Origin of the sequence: Paenibacillus sp. LPE1-1-1.1 (assembly GCF_040676435.1) — a bacterium.
In the GTDB taxonomy this organism is placed as follows: domain Bacteria; phylum Bacillota; class Bacilli; order Paenibacillales; family Paenibacillaceae; genus Pristimantibacillus.
Window position 1 is genome coordinate 445,839 of record NZ_JBEGHY010000044.1, and the last position, 20,770, is coordinate 466,608.

General features: G+C 48.2%; 18 protein-coding genes. 7 read left to right on the forward strand and 11 right to left on the reverse strand.

Annotation, left to right across the window (positions count from 1 at the left end):
- Nucleotide 1: 1 nt before the first annotated feature.
- The 3 genes from yycF to MRBLPE1_RS28720 form a co-directional block, all read right to left on the reverse strand.
- On the reverse strand, nt 2-754 hold the full coding sequence (yycF, locus tag MRBLPE1_RS28710; RefSeq protein ID WP_364152573.1) for a response regulator YycF: 753 nt from the start codon (nt 752-754) through the stop codon (nt 2-4).
- 269 nt (nt 755-1,023) lie between these two features.
- Nucleotides 1,024-2,595, reverse strand: coding sequence for a M23 family metallopeptidase (locus MRBLPE1_RS28715; RefSeq protein ID WP_364152576.1), 1,572 nt, complete (start codon nt 2,593-2,595; stop codon nt 1,024-1,026).
- A 142-nt stretch (nt 2,596-2,737) separates the two neighbouring features.
- Complete coding sequence (locus tag MRBLPE1_RS28720) at nt 2,738-3,475, reverse strand: hypothetical protein (RefSeq protein ID WP_364152579.1); 738 nt, start codon at nt 3,473-3,475, stop codon at nt 2,738-2,740.
- Nucleotides 3,476-3,665: 190 nt separating this feature from the next.
- Here MRBLPE1_RS28720 and MRBLPE1_RS28725 point away from each other — a divergent pair, with 190 nt between their 5' ends.
- From MRBLPE1_RS28725 to MRBLPE1_RS28735, 3 genes are all read left to right on the forward strand, one after another.
- A complete protein-coding gene (locus tag MRBLPE1_RS28725; RefSeq protein WP_364152582.1) occupies nt 3,666-5,222 on the forward strand; it encodes a spore germination protein in 1,557 nt (518 codons plus the stop codon).
- Between the two features lie 17 nt (nt 5,223-5,239).
- Nucleotides 5,240-6,424 carry a Ger(x)C family spore germination protein gene (locus MRBLPE1_RS28730; RefSeq protein WP_364152585.1) on the forward strand — a complete coding sequence of 395 codons (1,185 nt, stop codon included), beginning with the start codon at nt 5,240-5,242 and terminating at the stop codon, nt 6,422-6,424.
- 241 nt (nt 6,425-6,665) lie between these two features.
- Nucleotides 6,666-7,751, forward strand: coding sequence for a GerAB/ArcD/ProY family transporter (locus tag MRBLPE1_RS28735; protein ID WP_364152588.1), 1,086 nt, complete (start codon nt 6,666-6,668; stop codon nt 7,749-7,751).
- Between the two features lie 109 nt (nt 7,752-7,860).
- Here the strand turns inward: MRBLPE1_RS28735 and MRBLPE1_RS28740 are convergent, their stop codons facing one another.
- The 7 genes from MRBLPE1_RS28740 to MRBLPE1_RS28770 all read right to left on the reverse strand — a co-directional run bounded on the left by MRBLPE1_RS28740 (nt 7,861) and on the right by MRBLPE1_RS28770 (nt 15,945).
- On the reverse strand, nt 7,861-9,147 hold the full coding sequence (locus MRBLPE1_RS28740; RefSeq protein WP_364152591.1) for an adenylosuccinate synthase: 1,287 nt from the start codon (nt 9,145-9,147) through the stop codon (nt 7,861-7,863).
- Nucleotides 9,148-9,345: 198 nt separating this feature from the next.
- Nucleotides 9,346-10,707 carry a replicative DNA helicase gene (gene dnaB, locus MRBLPE1_RS28745; RefSeq protein WP_364152594.1) on the reverse strand — a complete coding sequence of 454 codons (1,362 nt, stop codon included), beginning with the start codon at nt 10,705-10,707 and terminating at the stop codon, nt 9,346-9,348.
- A 132-nt stretch (nt 10,708-10,839) separates the two neighbouring features.
- Complete coding sequence (rplI, locus tag MRBLPE1_RS28750; RefSeq protein ID WP_364152597.1) at nt 10,840-11,283, reverse strand: 50S ribosomal protein L9; 444 nt, start codon at nt 11,281-11,283, stop codon at nt 10,840-10,842.
- The gene (locus MRBLPE1_RS28755) at nt 11,280-13,241 is read right to left on the reverse strand and encodes a DHH family phosphoesterase (RefSeq protein WP_364152600.1); all 1,962 of its coding nucleotides are present in this window, start codon (nt 13,239-13,241) and stop codon (nt 11,280-11,282) included. Before MRBLPE1_RS28755 ends, rplI begins: the two co-directional genes overlap by 4 nt.
- A gap of 18 nt (nt 13,242-13,259) precedes the next feature.
- The gene (locus MRBLPE1_RS28760) at nt 13,260-14,165 is read right to left on the reverse strand and encodes a DUF2232 domain-containing protein (RefSeq protein ID WP_414698933.1); all 906 of its coding nucleotides are present in this window, start codon (nt 14,163-14,165) and stop codon (nt 13,260-13,262) included.
- Between the two features lie 222 nt (nt 14,166-14,387).
- Entirely contained in the window at nt 14,388-14,813 is a 426-nt protein-coding gene (locus tag MRBLPE1_RS28765; protein ID WP_364152606.1) for a CBS domain-containing protein, read from the reverse strand.
- Nucleotides 14,814-14,895: 82 nt separating this feature from the next.
- Nucleotides 14,896-15,945, reverse strand: coding sequence for an LCP family protein (locus tag MRBLPE1_RS28770; protein WP_364152609.1), 1,050 nt, complete (start codon nt 15,943-15,945; stop codon nt 14,896-14,898).
- A 198-nt stretch (nt 15,946-16,143) separates the two neighbouring features.
- Here MRBLPE1_RS28770 and MRBLPE1_RS28775 point away from each other — a divergent pair, with 198 nt between their 5' ends.
- The 3 genes from MRBLPE1_RS28775 (at nt 16,144) to MRBLPE1_RS28785 (ending at nt 18,750) form a co-directional block, all read left to right on the forward strand.
- A complete protein-coding gene (locus MRBLPE1_RS28775) occupies nt 16,144-16,509 on the forward strand; it encodes a DUF4870 domain-containing protein (RefSeq protein WP_364152612.1) in 366 nt (121 codons plus the stop codon).
- Between the two features lie 287 nt (nt 16,510-16,796).
- Complete coding sequence (locus tag MRBLPE1_RS28780) at nt 16,797-18,116, forward strand: hemolysin family protein (protein ID WP_364152615.1); 1,320 nt, start codon at nt 16,797-16,799, stop codon at nt 18,114-18,116.
- Between the two features lie 169 nt (nt 18,117-18,285).
- A complete protein-coding gene (locus MRBLPE1_RS28785) occupies nt 18,286-18,750 on the forward strand; it encodes a CBO0543 family protein (protein ID WP_364152618.1) in 465 nt (154 codons plus the stop codon).
- Here MRBLPE1_RS28785 and MRBLPE1_RS28790 read toward each other — a convergent pair.
- Complete coding sequence (locus MRBLPE1_RS28790; RefSeq protein ID WP_364152621.1) at nt 18,745-19,902, reverse strand: AI-2E family transporter; 1,158 nt, start codon at nt 19,900-19,902, stop codon at nt 18,745-18,747. The genes MRBLPE1_RS28785 and MRBLPE1_RS28790 overlap by 6 nt on opposite strands.
- A 161-nt stretch (nt 19,903-20,063) precedes the next feature.
- On the opposite strand from MRBLPE1_RS28790, the gene MRBLPE1_RS28795 reads away from it, so the two are divergent.
- Nucleotides 20,064-20,732 carry a PspA/IM30 family protein gene (locus tag MRBLPE1_RS28795; protein WP_364152624.1) on the forward strand — a complete coding sequence of 223 codons (669 nt, stop codon included), beginning with the start codon at nt 20,064-20,066 and terminating at the stop codon, nt 20,730-20,732.
- Nucleotides 20,733-20,770 lie beyond the last annotated feature (38 nt).

Sequence of the window (20,770 nt, forward strand, 5' to 3'; positions counted from 1 at the left end):
CCTACGCGAAGCCTCCAGACTTGGAATTACGCATCATATAACCGAGTCCGCGCCGGGTCATAATGTACTCCGGACGGCTCGGATCATCCTCGATCTTCTCGCGGAGCCTCCTAATCGTTACGTCGACTGTCCGCACATCCCCGAAGTACTCGAAACCCCATACGGCCTGCAGCAAATGCTCGCGAGTCATAACCTTCCCGCTGTTGCGGGCCATATAATAGACGAGCTCATACTCCCGATGAGTCAGGTCGAGCGGCTCGCCGTCTTTGTATACCACGTACATATCCGTATCGATAAACAGGTTAAACAGCTTAAAGCCCTGCTGCTCCTGCTCGGCAGGCTCTCCTGCAGCATTCGCGCGCTCGCCGCCAGCTGCTCCGGCCGCAGGCTTTTGCTGCCTGCGCAAATGCGCCTTCACCCGCGCAAGCAGTTCCCTTGTGCTGAATGGCTTTGTCACATAATCGTCCGCGCCCAACTCAAGCCCAAGCACCTTATCGATTTCCGTATCCTTGGCTGTGAGCATAATAATCGGCATTTGCAGCTTCGCCCGTACTTCGCGGCAAACATCCATACCGTCCTTTACCGGAAGCATGAGGTCCAGCAAAATCAAATCCGGAAGCTCTTCAAACGCAAGGCGCACCGCCTCTCCGCCATCAAAAGCGCAGATGACCTGATGGCCTTCCTTCTCTAAATTAAATTTTATAATATCGGCTATCGGCTGTTCGTCATCGACCACTAATATTTTTCCGTGCATCGTCACACCCGCCCGTCGCTTGTCCTTAGTCGTTTACGTCTGTAACTTCTATTTTAACACACGTTATCCCTGACTTCACAATGAAACTTCCTTCATGTTAGCAAGGTTTTTCCTGTAACGCTATAGAAGACACCCTTTAGTCAAACAAGCCAGTAGAGCTGCCGATATTATCTGCGGCAAATGTCGAATTTCACGGATATAAATAAAAAAAAGAAGAACCGCTTCGCTATATGCGAGAGTGATTCTTCCTGATCGAATTTGGGTATAAATTATAAGTACTTTAAAGGATTTTGCAAAACGCCGTTCTTGTGCACTTCAAAATGCAAATGAACGCCTGTCGAATTTCCCGTGCTGCCCATAATACCAATCGTATCGCCTTGCTCAACCACAGCGCCTACCTTTGTTTTGTACGAGCTTAGGTGGCCGTAAACCGTGGTATATCCGTTTTTATGATTGATAATAATCGTATTGCCTAGACCTGGCTTCGTTCCGACGAATTCGACGATACCGTTATCGGAAGCATGAATGTTCTTGCTCCCTGTTAAATCGATACCGTTATGCATACGGCCCCATCGCTGGCCGAATTTGCTGGTCAATCTCGAGCCGGATACCGGCATGGCAAAGCGGCCCGTTCCTTCGCCGATAATAACCTTAGTGCCCCGTACGACAATTTTCGGAGTTGCTTCCTTAATGACCTCTTTGGTAAGAAGCTCTTCAGTGACTACATAACCGTTCTGCTTGACGATGCGATAGGTTAGCCGTTTTTGGCCTGATGTTCCTTCAGACAGCGTCTTGGACTCGCCGACACGCATGTCCGCATTTTTCTTAATTTCAACCGGCGGCTCGATGGTTTCAATCTCCACCAGATTTTCCGTCGTCTTCACCGTAAGCTCCGGCTGAAGGACCGTCAAATCCAGCACATCGCCAATCGTAATTTTGTCGTCCTTGATCCATGCATTGTTCTTATAGATAACCTCGGGGGAAATATCGAACTTCTGTGCGATGCAGCCCACGCAGTCACCGGCTTTTACCGTGTATTTGGTTGGCTGAATGCTGCCCTGTACGAGCATCTTGTAAATCGATTCCGCTTCCATGATCTGCTTGGGATCCGTATCAATGGACTCGGTCAAAACCGCTTCAACGAACTCGACCTCCGTAACCTCTCGGCCAGGCGTCTTAGCTGCCGGCTTTGTTTCCGCTGCCGGGGCAGCGGTTTCGCTTGCATTAAAAGAAAGCGACTTGACTTCCTTTGTATCTTTCTTAGCTGCGGCAAGCTCCGGTGCGAACTTGCTCTGCACGCGCAATAAAACCTCATCTGCTGTCTGCTGATCCTTAACAACGCCAACGACTTTTCCATCAACCTTTACTTCGACGCCAACCGCATGGGAAGCAAACAAGCCTTCAAGCTTGTCCAGCGTACCCTCCGTATCCGGCGTACCTTTAAAAGCATGATCCGCTTCGTATGTAATTGTTCCGGTATCCAGCACCATGTTAATGCCAGGATTGGCTTGCTGAACCTCTTCGGTTTCCAGCAGAACGAGCTGCTCTACTTCCTGTGGATCGTTTACGGTTCCAACTGCTGTGCCATTCATATATACGTTATAAAATTCGACTGTGTTTGCTTGGACGTATTGGATTCCGCTAAATCCGGCTACTGTGAGGAGTACGAGAGCCCCGCCCGCCAGCCGTACCGGTTTTTTTCGCCAAAATGGCGCTTTGACCGAGTCGCTTACGGGTTGCTTTGTCTTGCCATTCAAGTGTTGCGATCGATCCTGCCGAAAGTACTGAATCGTTTGATTCCATACCTTCTGAATCCGACCTTGGTCCCTGAAAACGGTCATGATTGTCTCCTTTTCGCGCTAATGCAACTTTTTTTTCCGGTTTCCGACAATAAAAAAAGGCGAATTATCCTGTCGGATCACTCGCCTAATACTTTAACATATGCCCAACAATTGGGGCAACCTTTACACAACATTCAAAATATTAATATTTCTTCAGAATGTCCATCATTTGGGTATATTCTGTTTTGTCGAGATGCTGTGCCATGATTTGTTGAATGGCTGTCAATTCTTGCTCCGTCAGCCCATTTTCAATATATTGAGAGATGGTTTGCCACGATTCCTGAGGCAATTTACTCATTAACAGCCCAAAAAGCTCATCCTTGTCCGCATCGCTCATTTGTTCCTTTACTTCCGTTAATTCCTCTGTCGTCATCGCCGTTTCGGTACCTTCGACTCCCTCGGTTACCTCGGCTCCCTCTGCTCCTGCTGTTCCTTCTTCTGCGTTCCCGGCTCCTTCGGCTCCCGCGGTCCCTTCCTCTACGTTCCCGGTTCCATCCGGCGCAGCGCCGCTGCCCGCCTGCGTGCCGCCGCCGATTCCGATATCGGTAAGCGGAGGATCGGACGCCTGGCTAAAAGCATCTACCGATGCCGGCGGATCGTCTTGCCCGCTCTCATCCGCATTGGTTTGCGGTGCCTTTTCGTCCGTCGTTTTTGTGTCTTCCTTCCCAGCCATATCCGTTGTCACCAGCGGATCTGCTCCCCACAGCTTGCCCCATACGCCTGACATAGCCATTGGCGGCACCTCAAGCGGCAAATTGAATTGTTTTAAGATTGTTTCTACATAACTTGTGACGATATAACCCGTTGTCCAAATACACAAAAAGCTTAATATCAGCCCTGAGGCAACCAATTTAGCCAGCCATCCGAATCGTTTTAACATCCGCTACATTCCCTTCGTACCACAGCTTCTGCCACGCTATACCGCAGCTATATTTACCATAATCTGTTATATACCATTATGGTCAAGAATACGGGCAGACATTCTCTCTTCTCGTATTATATTCCCATTGTCTGCATGTTTTGGGCATCTTCTGCGCAATCTACCTGTTAAGGCTAAGGGGGAGAATGATGTGAAAAAAGAGCCATCTGGACAAGACAAGCAGCAGCCTTATCCTGAGCTGACAGCTATTCTTGCCAAACAGCGCGAGCTGCTTGCCAGCGAACTGAGCGTATCTTTGTCTGCTAATATCAGCGTGCTGCGCCAGCTCTTTCTCGATGGATCAGATCTTATTTTTCATGAATTCCATTCAAAAGACGGACTGGGCATGGCCATCGTGTATATTGAGGGAATGGCCGATATAAAGGAAATTGATTCGCAGCTGCTAGCGCCGCTTCAGAACCACTCCATATCAGATCTAGAGCGCGGCTGGTCGGCCGTGCTTCCGCATATTGCAATTTCTGCCTATCAGACAGTGAATTCCATGCAAGAAGCGGTTGATTATATTTCGGCAGGAAATGCGGTAATGCTCATCGACGGACAAGCCTCCGGGGTTTCCTTCAGCATTCCGCACTGGGTCATGAGAGCCATAGATGAACCGTTAGCGGAAACGGTCGTGCGAGGTCCTCGCGAGGGCTTTGTCGAAACGCTTAGGGTGAACACCTCCATGCTGCGCAGAAGGCTCCAAACGCCTGCTTTTAAGTTAAAGCCCATTACGCTTGGGCGTTATACCAAAACCGCATGTGCCATCGCTTATATAGAAGGAATCGTAGATCCGGGACTCGTTGATGAATTAGAACAACGCTTAAAGAAAATCGACGTAGACGGGATCATTGATTCAAATTTGATCGAAGAAATGATTGAGGATGAGCCCCTGTCGCCGTTTCCGCAGCTCCATGCGACGGAACGGCCCGACGTCGTATGCGCGGGCTTGCTTGAAGGCCGTGTTGCGCTGCTTGTTAACGGCACGCCCTTTTCTTTGATCGCACCGGCGACTTTATTCAGCTTAATGAAGTCTCCGGAGGATTATTACCAGCGGGCGATAGTAGCCACAGGGATTCGATGGCTGCGCTTTTTTCTCGGTTTAATGGCGGTATTCATGCCTTCCATTTATGTAGCCGTGCTATCGTTTCATCAGGAGATGATTCCAACTTCCTTGTTGTTCACGATTTCCAAATCACGGGAGCAGATCCCTTTTCCCGCGCTTGTAGAAGCCCTATTAATGGAAGTGACCTTCGAGGCGCTGCGTGAGGCGGGCATTCGCCTGCCCAAGCAAGTAGGATCTGCCGTTAGCATTGTCGGTGCATTAGTTATTGGTCAAGCTGCCATCTCGGCGGGTATCGTGTCATCCCCCATGATTATGGTTGTCGCCATAACGGGGGTTGCTTCTTTTCTCATTCCTAACTATTCGCTCGCGCTTGCTATGCGGCTTATCCGTTTTCCCATCATGCTCTGCGCGGGTGTGCTCGGCCTTTACGGCATCGTGCTGGCTGCATTGCTGATTGTGATTCATATGCTGACGATTCGCTCGTTCGGTGTGCCGTTTCTTTCGCCTATTGCTCCGATGCAAACGGATCAGCTCAAGGATACGTTGTTGATTAGGTCGCCGCGCTGGGCGATGTCAACGAGACCGCATTTCACCGGATCTTTATGGAATAAATTTCGGATGCGAAAAACTAATTCCAGATAAAAAAAGGGTTGATTCGCATGAAAACGACATTTTCCAGCTATTTCCCGCGTCTCCTGCTCTTATTATTATGCTTGGTATGCCTTTCCGGCTGCTGGGATCGAACGGAGATAAACGATTTAGCCATCGTTACCGGCGCAGGCTTTGACTTGACCGAGGATCGCAAAATAAAGCTGACGATTCAGCTCTTTGTTCCCGGCACCTCCTCAGATTCCCAATCCATGGGCAGCGGGCCTAGCTCGCAGATGAAGCAGTCACTGGTCGAAAGTGCCGTCGGCTTAAATACCTCCGATGCTGCATCCAAATTGCAGGAGCTGCTTTCGCGCAAATTTTTCTGGGGACAGGCTGATGTATTCATATTCGGAGAAAAGCTCGCCCGCTCCGGCATTCAAGACCCTATGGATTTTCTTGCCCGCCATCCCCATCCCAGGGAACGGGCCAATGTATATATCAGCAAAGGCACCGCTGACCAGGTTTTGAATTGGCAGCCGCAAATTGAGCGTAACAGCGCGGAGGTGCTGCGGGAAATGTCCGTCCTTCAGACCGGACTTAATGTAGCCCTGCTCGATGCCATCGTCGAATTTTCCGATGAAGCCCATACGGCTCTCATTCCCTGGATCCGGTTAAAAAAGAGCGGCAATAAAATTAGCCCCTATCTGGCGGGAGCTGCATCCTTCAAGGACTTAAAAATGAACCAGGTCTATGATGTCCAAGAAACGCGCGGCCTTCTCTGGCTCCGCAACGAAATTAAAACGGCAACGCTAACTGCTCATCCCGAAGGGGGGGCTGGTTTTACAACCCTGAACATCTTAGACAGCCGCTGCCAGCTGACGCCCAGCATCCAGGATGGCAAATGGAAGGTTAACATAGCTATTAAAGCAGCAGGCAACCTTATTCAGAATACAGCTGACATCGATGTAGTAAATCCGGCAGTAATCGATCAGCTGGAAACACAGTTTGCCTCCGTTCTCAAAGAAAGAATTCAAATGGCTGTGAAGATCGCGAAGAAGACCAATACCGACGTTCTTGGTTTTTCCGATCAATTTCACCGGCACTATCCGAAGGAATGGAATAAACACAAAAAAAACTGGGATCAAATCTTCCCCGCCATTGAAGTGAACTACAAGGTGAAAATAACCGTTCTGCGTTCCGGGCTTATCGGCAAAAATAAAATGTTCAATAACCCCAAGGGAGATCAGCCATGAGTTTCACCTCTCTTACCTTCATCACCATCGTTGTTGCTGCCATCTTTTCCATTGAATGGCCACGGATCACGGATCGGAAAACAAAAATAATATTTGCCGTCTTTTTAACTGTTCAGTGGGCCCTAGCGCTAGTCATATCGTCGAACCGAGAGATCCTAGGCCCGCAACAGTTTATTGAGTTCGAGATGCACTCGTTATTCGGCTCGTTTATCAAGCCATAGACAAAATGGAGGCAATACAGTTGCGAAAAGAATCGATTTCCGCTGTCCAGCTATGCATGCTTATGTTTACTGCCATAATAGGAACAGCCTTTCTTACCGCGCCTACCTTGGCAGCCAATGCATCCGGGCTCGACATGTGGATTGCCCCGATATGCGGCTTAGCGGGAGGGCTTCTTTGCATGGGGATTTTAATTGCTCTCCACAAGCTTTATCCGGGGCAAACGATTGTGCAATACGCAAATCAGATTGCCGGTAAATTCGCAGGGTCGCTTGTTTCCCTTTTATTTTTGTCGTTTACACTCTATAGTACAGCCTATGTATTACGGCAATTTACTGATTTTGTATGTATGTCTTTCCTGCCTGAAACGCCACCTGTTATTATAGCAGGCAGTTTAATTCTGGTTTGTGCAGCTGCCGTCTATGCAGGAGTGGAGGTCATATGCAGGCTCTCTGCAGCGCTTGTACCGCTTCCCCTATTTTTAGTCGGGCTCATTTTCATCCCGCTGTATACCAAATTCACGCCTGTCTCGCCAATCTTTGAATACGGCTTTCTTCCATCCCTTAAAGGGGGATTTATCATGCAGCTCTGGTTTGGCATTTTTTCTATGGCAGCATTTTATATCCCTTATGTTCATAATCGAAATAAGTTAACGAAGTGGGCCATGCTTTCCGTCGTCTTTTTCTGCGGTATGATGGTTTTGATTAATTGGAATGTCGTTTCCATTCTCGGAAATGCAACCGGCATGTACCATTACCCGTTTATGGTGATTAGCCGGTATGTTTCTTTTAGCGAATTTTTCGAGCATTTGGAGTCCGTGCTCATGATGGTTTGGGCAGCGCTTATCTTTACCCGCCTGACATTTGGCTATTACGCTTTTGTGATCGGTGTCTCCCAGTTCCTGAAGCTGCCTGATCACAAACCAATGGTGCTTCCCGTTGGCATGCTGATCCCTATTATTAGCTTTTGGGGGATAAACAGCTCCCAGCACGGCTCAACAGTGCCCATGCTCATGGCTGTATATTACATTTTGAACGGGATCGCCCTTCCTCTTCTGCTTCTCATTGCCGCTTGGGTGCGTAAGGGATTAAAGCCTTCGGCACGGTAATCCGATGCTTCAACCGAGGAAGAAAGTCCCTCTGTCTAAGCCGGAAAACGATCCCTAAAGATCAAAAAAAGGATGACCCTATACGGGCCATCCTTTTTCAATATTCATTCTATTCGTAAATAGGACGAACGGGATTAGTTTGCTCACGGTTTCGTCCCACGGAGAAGATCGCGATTGGAATACCGGTAAGCTCGGAAACGCGGTTCAAATAGTTGCGCGTATTGACTGGAAGATCCTCAAGCGTTTTTGCGTTTGAAATATCTTCTGACCAGCCTGGGTGTTCCTCGTAAACCGCTTCGCACTCCGAAACCATTTTCAGGCTTGCAGGGTAGGTTTCAATAACTTCGCCGCGCAATTTGTAGCCTGTGCAAATTTTCACGGTTTCAAGGCCTGTAAGCACGTCCAACGAGTTAAGGGAAAGGCCAGTAATCCCGCTGACACGGCGCGCATGGCGAACCACAACCGTATCGAACCAGCCGACGCGACGAGGACGGCCTGTTACCGTACCGTATTCATGGCCTTTGTCACGAATCAATTGGCCGATTTCATTATCCTGCTCCGTTGGGAAAGGACCATCGCCTACGCGAGTCGTGTACGCTTTGGCAACGCCGATTACTTGTTTGATTTTTGAAGGACCAACGCCAGAACCGATACATACGCCGCCAGCCGACGGGTTGGAGGACGTAACGTACGGGTAAGTTCCTTGGTCAATGTCGAGCATAACGCCTTGAGCGCCTTCGAACAATACCTTCTGTCCGGCATCAATCGCGTCGTTAAGAACAACCGATGTATCGGTTACGTATTTACGCAGAATTTCCGCATAACCGAGATAGTCACGCACGATGGAATCCGCATCCAGCTGCGATCCGCCGTATACTTGCTCGATCAATTGGTTTTTCTCAATGATGATGCTGCGAACTCTAGCTTCGAATTCTTCCGCATCCATCAAATCAGCGATACGGATACCGTTGCGCGCTGCTTTATCCATATAGCAAGGGCCGATCCCTTTGCGTGTCGTGCCGATTTTATTATCGCCTTTACGGTCTTCTTCTAGTCCGTCAAGCACGAGGTGGTAAGGCATGATAACATGCGCGCGGTCACTGATTTTCAAGTTGTCCGTCGAGAAGCCGTTATCATGGATATAGTTAATTTCGTCGATCAGCGCTTCCGGATTGATGACCATTCCGTTACCGATGACGCAAGTTTTATTATGGTTGAAAATACCTGATGGAATCATCGTCAATTTATACTTTTTGTTATCAATAAGGATCGTGTGTCCGGCATTGTTTCCTCCTTGGTAACGAGCGACGACGTCGGCTCCCTCTGCCAAGTAATCAGTGATTTTGCCTTTACCTTCGTCTCCCCACTGTGTACCAACAACAACAACCGTAGACATAATTATACCCCCGTCCGGTGTTTATAAGCACCGAAAATTACCGTCAAAATGCTGCAGCACGAGATTTCCTCCGTAAAAAGGATTTCTTTGCATCGTGATACAAGTCAAAAGACAGCATTAATAGTGTAGCAGTCCATCTTCGAGAAGTCAAACTAAAAACGAACAATTGCATAGCTACCCATGCAATTGTTCGGAAATTCAAGATGCCTGCATCGGATCCTGATGCGCACGGTCAATACTTACGAATTTATTGTATTTTTTGAGAAACACCAGCTCAACCGTTCCAACGGGTCCATTCCGCTGCTTGGCTATGATGATCTCGATAATATCTTTTTTCTCGGACTCTTTATCGTAATAGTCATCCCGGTAAAGGAAGGATACGATGTCGGCATCTTGCTCAATCGATCCGGATTCCCGAAGGTCAGACATCATTGGCCGCTTGTCCTGCCGCTGCTCAACGCCCCGGCTAAGCTGCGAAAGCGCGATGACCGGAACCTCGAGCTCACGCGCGATTTGCTTCAACGTACGCGATATCTCAGATACCTCTTGCTGCCTGTTCTCGCCCGCTTTGCCGCGGCCGGAGATGAGCTGCAAGTAATCGATCATAATCATGCCAAGCCCTTTTTCCTTCTTGAGGCGACGGCATTTGGCACGAATCTCAGCTACCGTAATCCCCGGCGTATCATCGATAAAGATTTGTGCTTCGGACAAGGAGCCGATCGCCATCGTCAGTTTTTCCCAATCATCGCCTTCCAGATGGCCTGTACGCATGCGCTGCGCATCAACATTCGCTTCGGCACAGATCATACGTTGAACCAGTTGAGCCGCTGACATCTCCAGACTGAAGATAGCTACCGTCTCCCGGGCGCGAACGCCCACATTTTGCGCAACATTCAGTGCGAATGCTGTTTTACCTACGGAAGGACGGGCAGCAACGATAATCAAGTCGCTTCGTTGGAAGCCGGCGGTCATACGATCCAAATCCGTGAAACCGGACGGGATGCCTGTCGTGCCGCCTTTATCCTGATACAGCTGCTCAACCTTCTCGAATACCTCCATTAATACGTCCCTGATGGAGATAAATCCGCTGCCTGAACGCCGATTGGATATTTCAAGAATTTTTTTCTCGGCATCGCCAAGCAGGACGCCTACATCCTCCGAGTTGGCGTATCCGTCGGATACGATATTCGTTGCGGTGCGGATCAGGCGTCTAAGCATTGATTTCTCTTCAACGATTTGCGCATAGTAGTCAATGTTAGCTGCCGTTGGAACGGAGTTGGCCAGCTTCGCTAAATAGCTGACTCCTCCGATTTCCTCAAGCAGATGCTGATCCTGCAAATGAGCGGTCAAGGTAACGAGATCGACCGGTTGGTTATTTTCGGCGATTTCGACCATCGCTTCATAAATTTGTCTATGGGGACCGCTATAGAAGTCTTCGCTGCGCACCCGCTCCATCGCTGTAATAAGCGCTTCCGCATGCAGCAATATGGCTCCGATGACAGCTTGTTCAGCCTCTAGGTTTTGCGGTGGAACACGGTCAAACATCAGCTCATTACTCATGGGAACCTCCTAAAAGGATTGCAAAGCAATCCTACTTCGTAAACAAAAGCTTTGGTTTGCGGTGCAAACCTAACTTCGTAAGCATAAGCGAAGGCTTGCGTAGCAATGCTGCTTCACAAGCCCAATCGCTTTCTATTCTTCAGCCGCCTGCACGCTCAGCTTTGCTTTTACTTCAGGGTGAAGCTTCACGATAACCTGCGTAACGCCAAGCGTACGGATAGGATCTTCAAGCTCGATTTTGCGTTTGTCGATCTTAATGCCTTGCGCTGCCAATGCTTCGCCGATTTGCTTGCTCGTAATGGCGCCAAACAACCGTCCGCCCTCGCCTGCTTTTGTCTTGATCACGACGGTCATTTCTTCCATCTTCTTGCCAAGCGCCTGCGCGTCTTCTTTTTCCTTCTCTTTGCGCTTCTGTTCGGAAGCGTGCTGAACCTCAAGCGTCTTCAGGTTGCCGTCAGACGCCAGCTTCGCAAGTCCCTGCGGCAATAGAAAATTACGTACATACCCTTCGGAAAGATCCTTTACTTGCCCTTTCTTCCCTTGTCCTTTAACATCCTGCAAAAAGATCACTTTCATTCAAATAACCCCTCTTCCGCTTCAATTTCGTCCAAAACCTGCTTTAGACGTTCTGCTACTTCGACTACGGTCCCCTCAAGCTGTGCGGCTGCATTCGTTAAATGTCCGCCTCCGCCCATTCTTTCCATGACAACCTGTACATTCATATGGCCCAGCGAACGCGCGCTGATGCCAATGAGGCCGTCAGCCCGCTCCCCGATAACGAAGGAAGCTAGGATATCCGTCATATTCAGCAGCGTATCGGCGGATTGCGCGATGAGCAGCTGCGAATATTTTCGGCCGGTTTCTGTTACTGCAATTGCCACATGCTCATAAAGCACTTCGGCATGCTTGATAATTTCCGCCTTGCGTACGTATTCCTCAAGGTCTTCCTTCAGCATCCGCTGAATCATCATCGAATCGGCGCCGTTTCGGCGCAGGAACGATGCCGCTTCAAACGTTCTCGCGCCCGTCCGGAGCGAGAAGCTCTTGGTATCCACCGTAATGCCGGCAAGGAGTGCTGTTGATTCCCTGACATCCAGCACGACGCGATCATGAATATATTGAAGAAGCTCCGTAACGAGCTCGCAAGTTGAAGATGCATAAGGCTCCATGTAGACCAAAATGGCGTTCGCGATAAATTCCTCGCTGCGGCGATGATGGTCGACAACGACGATACGCTCGGTCTGCGTAAGCAGCTTAGGCTCTTTCACCATGGATACCTTATGGGTATCCACGACCACAGCCAGCGACTGCGGAGTAATCAAGGCGGTTGCCTGCTCCGGTGAAACAAACCGTTTGGAAAGCTTCTCGTCTTCCCGGATAAGCTCCATCATTTTCTGAATGGCCGGGTTAACGCCCTCCAGCACGATATAAGCCTCTTTACCGAATAGCTGCGCGGCCTTCATCACCCCGATTGCCGCTCCAATCGCATCCATATCGGGCATTTTATGCCCCATGATGACCACATTGTGGCTCTCTTTGATCAGATCCCGCAGGGCATGGGCAACGACCCGTGCGCGCACCCGCGTCCGCTTCTCCACTGCATTCGACTTGCCCCCGTAAAAGGACTGGCGGCTCCCGACTTTGACCGCAGCCTGATCACCGCCGCGCCCGAGCGCGATATCCAGGCTCGTATGCGCCCACTGGCCAAGCTCCGTGATATGCTCGGCGCCTGCCGCGAAGCCGATGCTGAGCGTGACCGGAATTTTATGATCGCCGGTAATTTCCCTTACCTCGTCCAGAACGACGAACCGGGACTGCTCAAGCTGTTTGAGCGTTCGCTGGTCGGTCACTAGAAGAAACCGGTCCGAGGTGAGCCTTTTCAAATAAATATGATATTTTTGCGCCCATTCGGTAATTTCCGTTGTAACCTTGGCCAGCATCGAGCTGCGCTGGTGATCGTCCAAGCCCTGCGTAACTTCCTCAAGATTATCGATCATCACAACGCCAAGAACGAGTTTCTCATCATCATATTTGCGGCCGAGCTGCCACAGGTCCGTAATGTTTTTGACATACAGGATGCGTTCCTTCGGCTTAAATATCAGCTGGTACACCTGGGAACCGAGCATGGCTTCGATTGTCCCCTCCCGCTCCTTCACCTGCTGCAGCGTAGGAAAGAGCTCCGCCAGCGGCATGCCGATAACCGTTTCACGATCCGCCATGTTTGCAATGTAGGGATTATGCCATTCTACGATTCGATCCTCGTTATATAAAATAATTCCGAAAGGAAGCTCGCTGACAACATCATTGCCCGCTTTCTTCACCCGATAAGACAACGTGCCTAAATACGATTTAAGGTCTTTGCGAAAGGCTCTTTCCGCCATTACCGTATAAAACAAAACCCCGCCGGTAAGCAGCAATCCAAGCAGGCCAAGCAGCCACTCGAACCAGGCAAGCGTCACCGACATCAGCACCATCAGTACAAACGCCCATACCTGATGCATGCCGTGCCAACGTGTAACTAAAAACTTCGGCATTTCCTATCCGCTCCTGTGCTATGGTTTCGTAAACGACTTGCGGATTGGGAAAGCAGTATCCAGCACGCCAATTAAGCTTAACGGCGGGATCAATAACACCGGAATCGCTATGAGAACCGGTACCGCTTTATTCCATCCTCGCTGGTGGGCAAGGAAAAAGAAAAATCCGACAGCCTGAAACGCAAAAACAAAACTAAGCAGAGGAACCAGGTTGAGCAATGCGACTGCAAAAAAAGAATCATTTGTCGTAGATGAGAGCATCTCCATGACGTAGGCAATCAGGTACAGCACAACCAGCAAGCGCGGCAAACGCCACTCCCTAGCGCGCGTAAATCTTGGCACGTCCGGTCCTCCGCTCCGCTTTACCGCCCTGCGGGCCAGAAACTGCCCAATTACGGTGATCATGAAGGAAATCATAATAAAGGTAACCGGAATCGAATTCACCATCGTATGGATCACGATATCGGTCAGCTCCGAATCCCATTGCGTCGAAAGATAGCTCTGCGCCATGAGGTCCTCAACGGAAACGCGTACGAATGTGCTCAGCTCTTTAATAAGCGAAATATCCAAGAACACCTCGAATATAAGCAGCTCCAGCATCATTTGCGCGAGAAAGACAAGGCCGACCGTCCGGACAACCTTTGAGGCGGGCGCTTGCTTCATATACAAGTGGCCCATCACAATTGACGGTATGAGAAAAAATAACCCGATAATAAGCGTGGCCGGTCCACCGATAATGAATGCCAGCACCCATACCGGAAGCAGATGCAGTGCAAAGGCTTTAGGCGACAAGGTCGTATAGAGCACGACATAAGGCACCATAAGCAGCAGCATGGTAATGACGTTTAAGAGCGGTACTAGAAGGGACAATAATAAAAGGAGTGCCGCACAGCTCCACAGCACTGGTTTCAAGCCGGTTCTCAAACCGTTCACCTCTTGCTCATATAATCTGGTTTCTTACGAAACTTTTACAACTCATTATAGCATAAAAGCTAAACATATCACGCACATTCCCGCCTGTGCCAGCATGTCCCGCAAAAACAAAAAGACGGAACAGTCCCTCCATTCCGTCTCCGTTCTTATTAGTTTGCCCTGCCCGGTTTGAAAATAGTACCTGGCAATGCGGATAATGCTTGGAATTCGTTATTAATCCTGCAAAACATTATGCTGCTCCGTAATAATTTTCTGGCAGTAGTCAATAATTTCGCTTCTGCGAACGATTCCGATAAACCGGTTCCGGTCGTCGACGACAGGCACAAAGTTCTGTAGCTTTGCCAGTGAGATGAGATCGTCCATGTTGGCATCGATTCGAACCGTCTTATTGTTCATGCGCAGCGGCACGTCCATAAGCTTCACTTTGTTCGTCTGCTCCAGCGAAAGGTCGGCATGGTCCTTAACGTACCATAACAAATCGCCTTCCGTAACGGTGCCGGCATATCCGCCGTCGTCATTAATAATAGGTACCGCGGTATAGCGGTGATGCTCCATTTTCTCAAGCGTCTGCCTTAAGGTAGCATCCTGTGTCAGGCATACGACCTCTTGTTTCGGCAATAAAAAAAACGCGATATTCATTTTCCCCAACAACTCCGTTCCGTTTGCTCATTCTATTTCCTGTTGGTCGAAGGCAGCAGACGGACCGGAGTAAGCTCCCCAATCACTGCTTGGCGGAATTCCCGCCGCTCGCCAGCGTACCAACCTCTTTTACCTTGTCTTCTGTGTACTTTTCCGGCAATATCAGGCTGGAAGCAGGCGTGTCTGCATCTAACCAGCTCTTAATCATCGTCTGTACCTTCGCCAAATCCTCATCATCGGCAAAATAATACCAAGCGCCCCCGGTTTTCAACCGATGTCCGCTGCCAATCAGCGAGTGGCTGTAGATATGCCGTTCTTTGGTTTGCAGCAAGCCTTGGCCTAAGTCGACCAGCTGCTGCGGCCGCATATCCGTGCTAAAGTTATCACCCATAATATCCATAAGATCAGGAACCTTGGACCATTGATTCATTTGCTTCGCTTTATCCATCAGAAGATTCAAGAAGATTTGATGTCTCTCTGTACGATTTACATCGCCGCCGGCATCCTCCCGGTAACGTACGTAGTTTAGAGTATCTTTACCATTATAAGTGTCTTGGCCTGCTTTAATGACAAACTTCTCGTGGTCGGGATCATCATTGACCATATCCTCTTCAATCGGCAGCGATATTCCGCCGAGCGTGTCGATGGCTTGCCGGAAACCTTCAAAGTTAATGGAGGCATAATATTGAATCGGAGCGTCTAGAAACTTTTCAACGGTATCCATCGCCATTCCTGCTCCTCCGAAAGCGTAGGCATGCGTAATTTTATCCTTTTTGTCTTTCCCTACGATATCTACATACATGTCTCTTGGAATCGAGACCATAAGAAGATCCCCGTCATTCGGACGAACGACCGTATAGATCATGGTGTCGGAGCGTCCGATCTCATTGCCGCGTTGGTCAACGCCAAGCAGCAGCACGGAAAACGGATCCTGCTTCTTATCTATTGTACTAACCGGAATAGGCTCCCGTCCATCTATCGGTTTGTAAGTTTGCTCTAGCTGCTTTGTTACATGGCCTTCAAGAAACCAATCAAAGCCCATCATAGCCAAGGTGCTGCGGTTAAAAAAACCTGCAACGACAATGATAACGACGGCGGCGGATGCCGCGTACAACCATCTGCGTTTATTCATAATATGATAACTTCTCCTATCTGTATCGATTCTTTTATAAATATGCACTCTCATTTTAGACGATATTTTGTCGAAACAGGTTACAAATCTTTTACAATATAATGATACCAATTCTGGATATTATTTTATAAAAGAAAAAGGTCTATGAATAGCAAATGACGAATACAATCATTGCAAGAATATGTAAGTAGAGAAAGGGTGAAACCATTGCAACAACCTCCATCCTTAAAACCGGACAGCTCCTCCACCGGTCTTGACCCTAAGGTAGCAGGCTTGCTTTGTTATCTGGGAGGCTTCATTACGGGCATTATTTTTCTCGTATTAGAAAAGAATAGCCGTTTCGTCAGACTGCATGCGGTTCAATCGATCGTAGTTTCTGTTGCCATCATTGTGCTGAATATCTTATTCGGCTTTATCCCTGTTATCGGCTGGCTTCTAGGCCTGCTGCTTGCACCGATCGGCTTCATCTTATGGATCGGTCTTATGCTGCTGACGCTGCAAGGCAAGCTGAACAAGCTTCCCGTTATCGGCGATTGGTCCGAGCAGCAAGCCAATAAGTTTTAATTGCTTAGCCAAGCGCAAACTTATCATGCTTGTATACCCAAAAAATGGACGGCCTGCTGCCGTTCTTTTTTTGACCCCATAACAAGTTCATAAGAACTATTCATTAAACCATTACGGTTACCGCGATAAATCGAGAGAATGGCTAATATCAATCCGCTATTCTCTTCAAATGGGTAAAATCGACCCTCTACCGCTTCTTAGCCCCTATTGGGCGGTTTGATGAATTGGCAGAAAGTTCGTACTATTAAATGATATAAATCAGATAAGAAGGATTGTGAATATTTCATATGGGTATAGGACTTAATCTACTATTATTTGCTTTACTAATTGTGCTGACTGCTTTTTTCGTTGCTACTGAATTTGCCATTATTAAGCTTCGGACCAGCCGAGTCGACCAATTGGTCGTTGAAGGAAAGAAAAACGCGCTTGCCGTTCAACGTGTAGTCAGTAATTTAGATGGTTACCTATCCGCATGTCAGCTTGGCATAACGATTACGGCGCTCGGCCTCGGCTGGCTTGGAGAGCCCACCGTTGAAAAGCTGCTTCTCCCGCTGTTTGATCACTGGGAGCTGAACAACGATCTCAGCCATATTTTATCGTTTCTGATTGCCTTCATTGGCGTAACCTTTCTCCATGTCGTTATCGGAGAGCTTGCGCCGAAGAGTATCGCGATTCAGAAAGCGGAGCTCGTCAGTTTTGCTGTCGTTAAACCAATCATTTTCTTCTACAAGGTCATGTACCCGTTTATCTGGTTGTTAAACGGTTCTGCTAATGCTTTAGTCCGTTTGTTTGGCTTAAAACCGGCAAAGGAACACGAGAATGCCCATAGCGAAGAAGAAATTCAAATCATACTAAGCGACAGCCTCGAGAGCGGCAAAATCAACAACACCGAGTATGGCTATGTAAACCGGATTTTTGCGTTTGACGAAATTTTGGCCAAAGAAATCATGGTCCCGCGCACGGATATGACCGTCTTGTACAAAAACAACACGCTGCAGCAAAACATGGATATTATCCGCAAGGAGCAGTATACCCGCTTCCCTGTTGCAGGCGACAGCAAAGACAATATCGTAGGCATGATCAATACGAAGCAATTATTTTTGCAATATCATGTGAATAATGATATTGATCTTCAGACGCTGATCCAGCCCGTAATGTCCGTCGCTGAGGTTCTGCCCGTCAAGACGCTCCTGACGCGAATGCAGCAAGAGCGCGTGCATTTTGCGATTGTCGTCGATGAATATGGCGGTACATCCGGACTTGTGACAATTGAGGATATATTAGAAGAAATCGTCGGAGACATCCGGGACGAGTTCGACGCCGATGAGCGTAAAGACATTGAGATGCTTTCCGAAACGTCTTATCTTCTCGATGGCAAGGTGTCACTCACTGAGCTTGGTGACCTGATCGGCACGGAGCTTGCGCATGAAGAAGTAGACACGGTCGGCGGCTGGCTTTACAGCGAAATGGAAGAGGCAAAGCCCGGGAAGCAATTCGGATTCAACCACCTGACCTTTACCATTCGTGAAGTAAGCAAGCACCGTATCAATAAAGTAGAGCTGACAATCGCTCCGCGCACGAGTCTGCTGAAACCGGAAACCAGCTAACATGCTTAAACGTCTGACGACGTTCCTTCCCTAAACGGCTAAGATGCTTATAAAATAAATAAAAACAAGGAAGTTTGCCCTAGCGGCAGCTGCCTTGTTTTTTATTTTGCGTATGCGTAAGCGGGTACGGGGTATCTTAATAAAAAAATGTACAAGAAAGGAATTTGAGATGCATTATGAAATGGTGATTAATCTCATCTGCGGTTTCATTATTCCTTGGCTTGCCGCCATACCTATTGCTGTAAGGAAAATGAAAACCTTGCTGCTCATTTCCCCTATTAGCGCGGTCGTTTCCTTAGTTATCAACTCTTTTGGCTTCCAAATGATGTTTTGGGATTTCACGCCGCTTATCCCAAATGATGAATCGGTTTCGGCTTTGCCTCTCGATATTGGCCTATATCCCGTTTTGGCCAGCTACATGATTTGGTCCATTCAAGCCCACCGGAACAAAACTGCGTTTATTTTATTTTTATTTGTTATATTCACGACCCTGCTTGAATATGTAGGCATACTCGTAGGAAAAGTAAGCTACGGCAACGGCTGGAATGTAGGCTATACCTGCTTATCCTATATATTAGCTTTTAGCATCGTATTTGTTTATTTCAAGCTGCTGGAACGAAACCGAGTATTATAAGGGCTGCTTGTCTCTCTGCTCCTCTTCATAGAGCGATGAATGGCTTCTGAACCATTCGTACGAATGGATGGCGATCACCTTTAAAACAGCATAGCCCGGTACGGCAAGCACAATTCCAGCGAGTCCGAACAAATTGCCAGCCGTTAAAATAACAAAAATAATCGTGATCGGATGGATTTGCAAGCTTTTGCCCATAATTTGCGGTGAAATGAACTTCCCTTCGATAAGCTGCACAATCGTCCAGATGACAACCATCTTCAGCAGCATGACAGGTGAAGTAACCAGCGCTACCACCAATGCCGGCGTAATAGCTATTGCAGGTCCGAGGTATGGAATGACGCTCGTGCAGGCTGCGACGAGGGCGAGCACCAGCGAGTATTCAAGCCCGATCACTAGATAACCTATATACAACAGCATGCCTATACAGAAGCTCACAATAATTTGTCCTCTAATATAACTGCTGATTTGACCGTTCATTTCAGCCATGATCCGCTTCGTTTGCGGCTGCAGCTTATTCGGCAGATACCCGACAATGAATTGCGGCAGCTGCTTTCCGTCCTTTAACATGTAGAATAGAATGAACGGAAGCGTTACGATGGCTAAGATCACTTCCTTTAGTGCCCCAACTAGCGAACCCAAGCTCGATAACGTGCCATTCAGCAGCGAAGTCGCCTGCTCCGTAATATTGCCGGTAAGCTCTTCCGGATTTAAATTAAACCATTCTTGAATTTGCAGAAAGCCCGCGCTTCCCATAAAATCCTCAAAGTTTCTTCGCAGCTGGTCTCCGTATTTAGGAAAATTATTAACGAAGCTTACCGCTTGCTCATTGAGAAAAGGGATGACTGCGACCAGCACGACCGTGACCAGTCCCGCTCCCAGCAGGAAGAGCAAAATAATAGAATATACTCGTTTTACGCCCTTGCTATCCAAATAATCGACAATGGGGTTCAAAAGATAATATGCGATTCCCGCCAAGATGACAGGTAGCAGCAAGGTTTTAAGGAGCACCGTAACCGGCGTGAAAATATACGATATTTTCGTCAGTACCATAATATTCAGTCCAACGAGCAGCAGCACAAGCAGAAACAATACGAATTTGTTATTTAAAATAAATCGTTTGAACCGCTCTGTTCCCGTTTTGGCATTTTCCATCGAGATTTCTCCTTTTCTTCTCCGAAAGGTGCTTCATTTGATTCATTGTAGCATTACTTCAAAGATAAACGCGAATCACGCGATTCCTGAATATTCTTGCAACTAATTGCTTTTATTGAGCGTATCATTATTTATGTGAAACAATCCTAGGAGGGATTAACTTGTCTATATTCAAAAGACTGCGAGACCTTACTTTATCGAATGTTTACTCTTTGATTGAGAAAGCGGAAGATCCAATAAAACTAAGCGATCAATATATTCGCGATATGCAGGAAGACCTTGCTGATGCAGAGAAAGCCGTTGCCGCGCAAATTGCGATCGAGAAAAAATTCAAGCAGCTGTATGAGGAACAATCCCAGCTTGTCGAGAAACGCGGTGAGCAAGCACATCTTGCTGCCCAATCTCAAAATATTGAGCTTGCGCGACGAGCCCTGGAAGAGAAAAAATCGGCCGAACAAAAGGCTTCCGAATACAAAGCCAGCTTTGACCAAAATAAAATGCTCGCTGACAACTTGCGCGGCAAGCTGGATGAAATGCGCAAGCAGCTCGCCGATCTGAAGAACAAGCGTGAAACGCTGGTAGCCCGTTATCAAGCGGCTAAGGCGCAAACGGAAATCAATAAAGCGATGTCGGGCTTTGGCACCGATTCTGCTGCCTCAGGCATGAAACGCATGGAAGAGAAAATGCTGCAAATGGAGGCTCAAGCGGAAGCGAGCAATGAAATCAACGCTAAAGGCAAATCGCTTGATGAGGAATTCGAGAAGCTCGGCAAGGACAAAGCGGTAGAAGACGAGTTAGCCGCGCTGATGAAGCAGTACGAGAAGCAATAGTTCTTCCAATTAATTAGGAAGTATTGTATAGTATGACC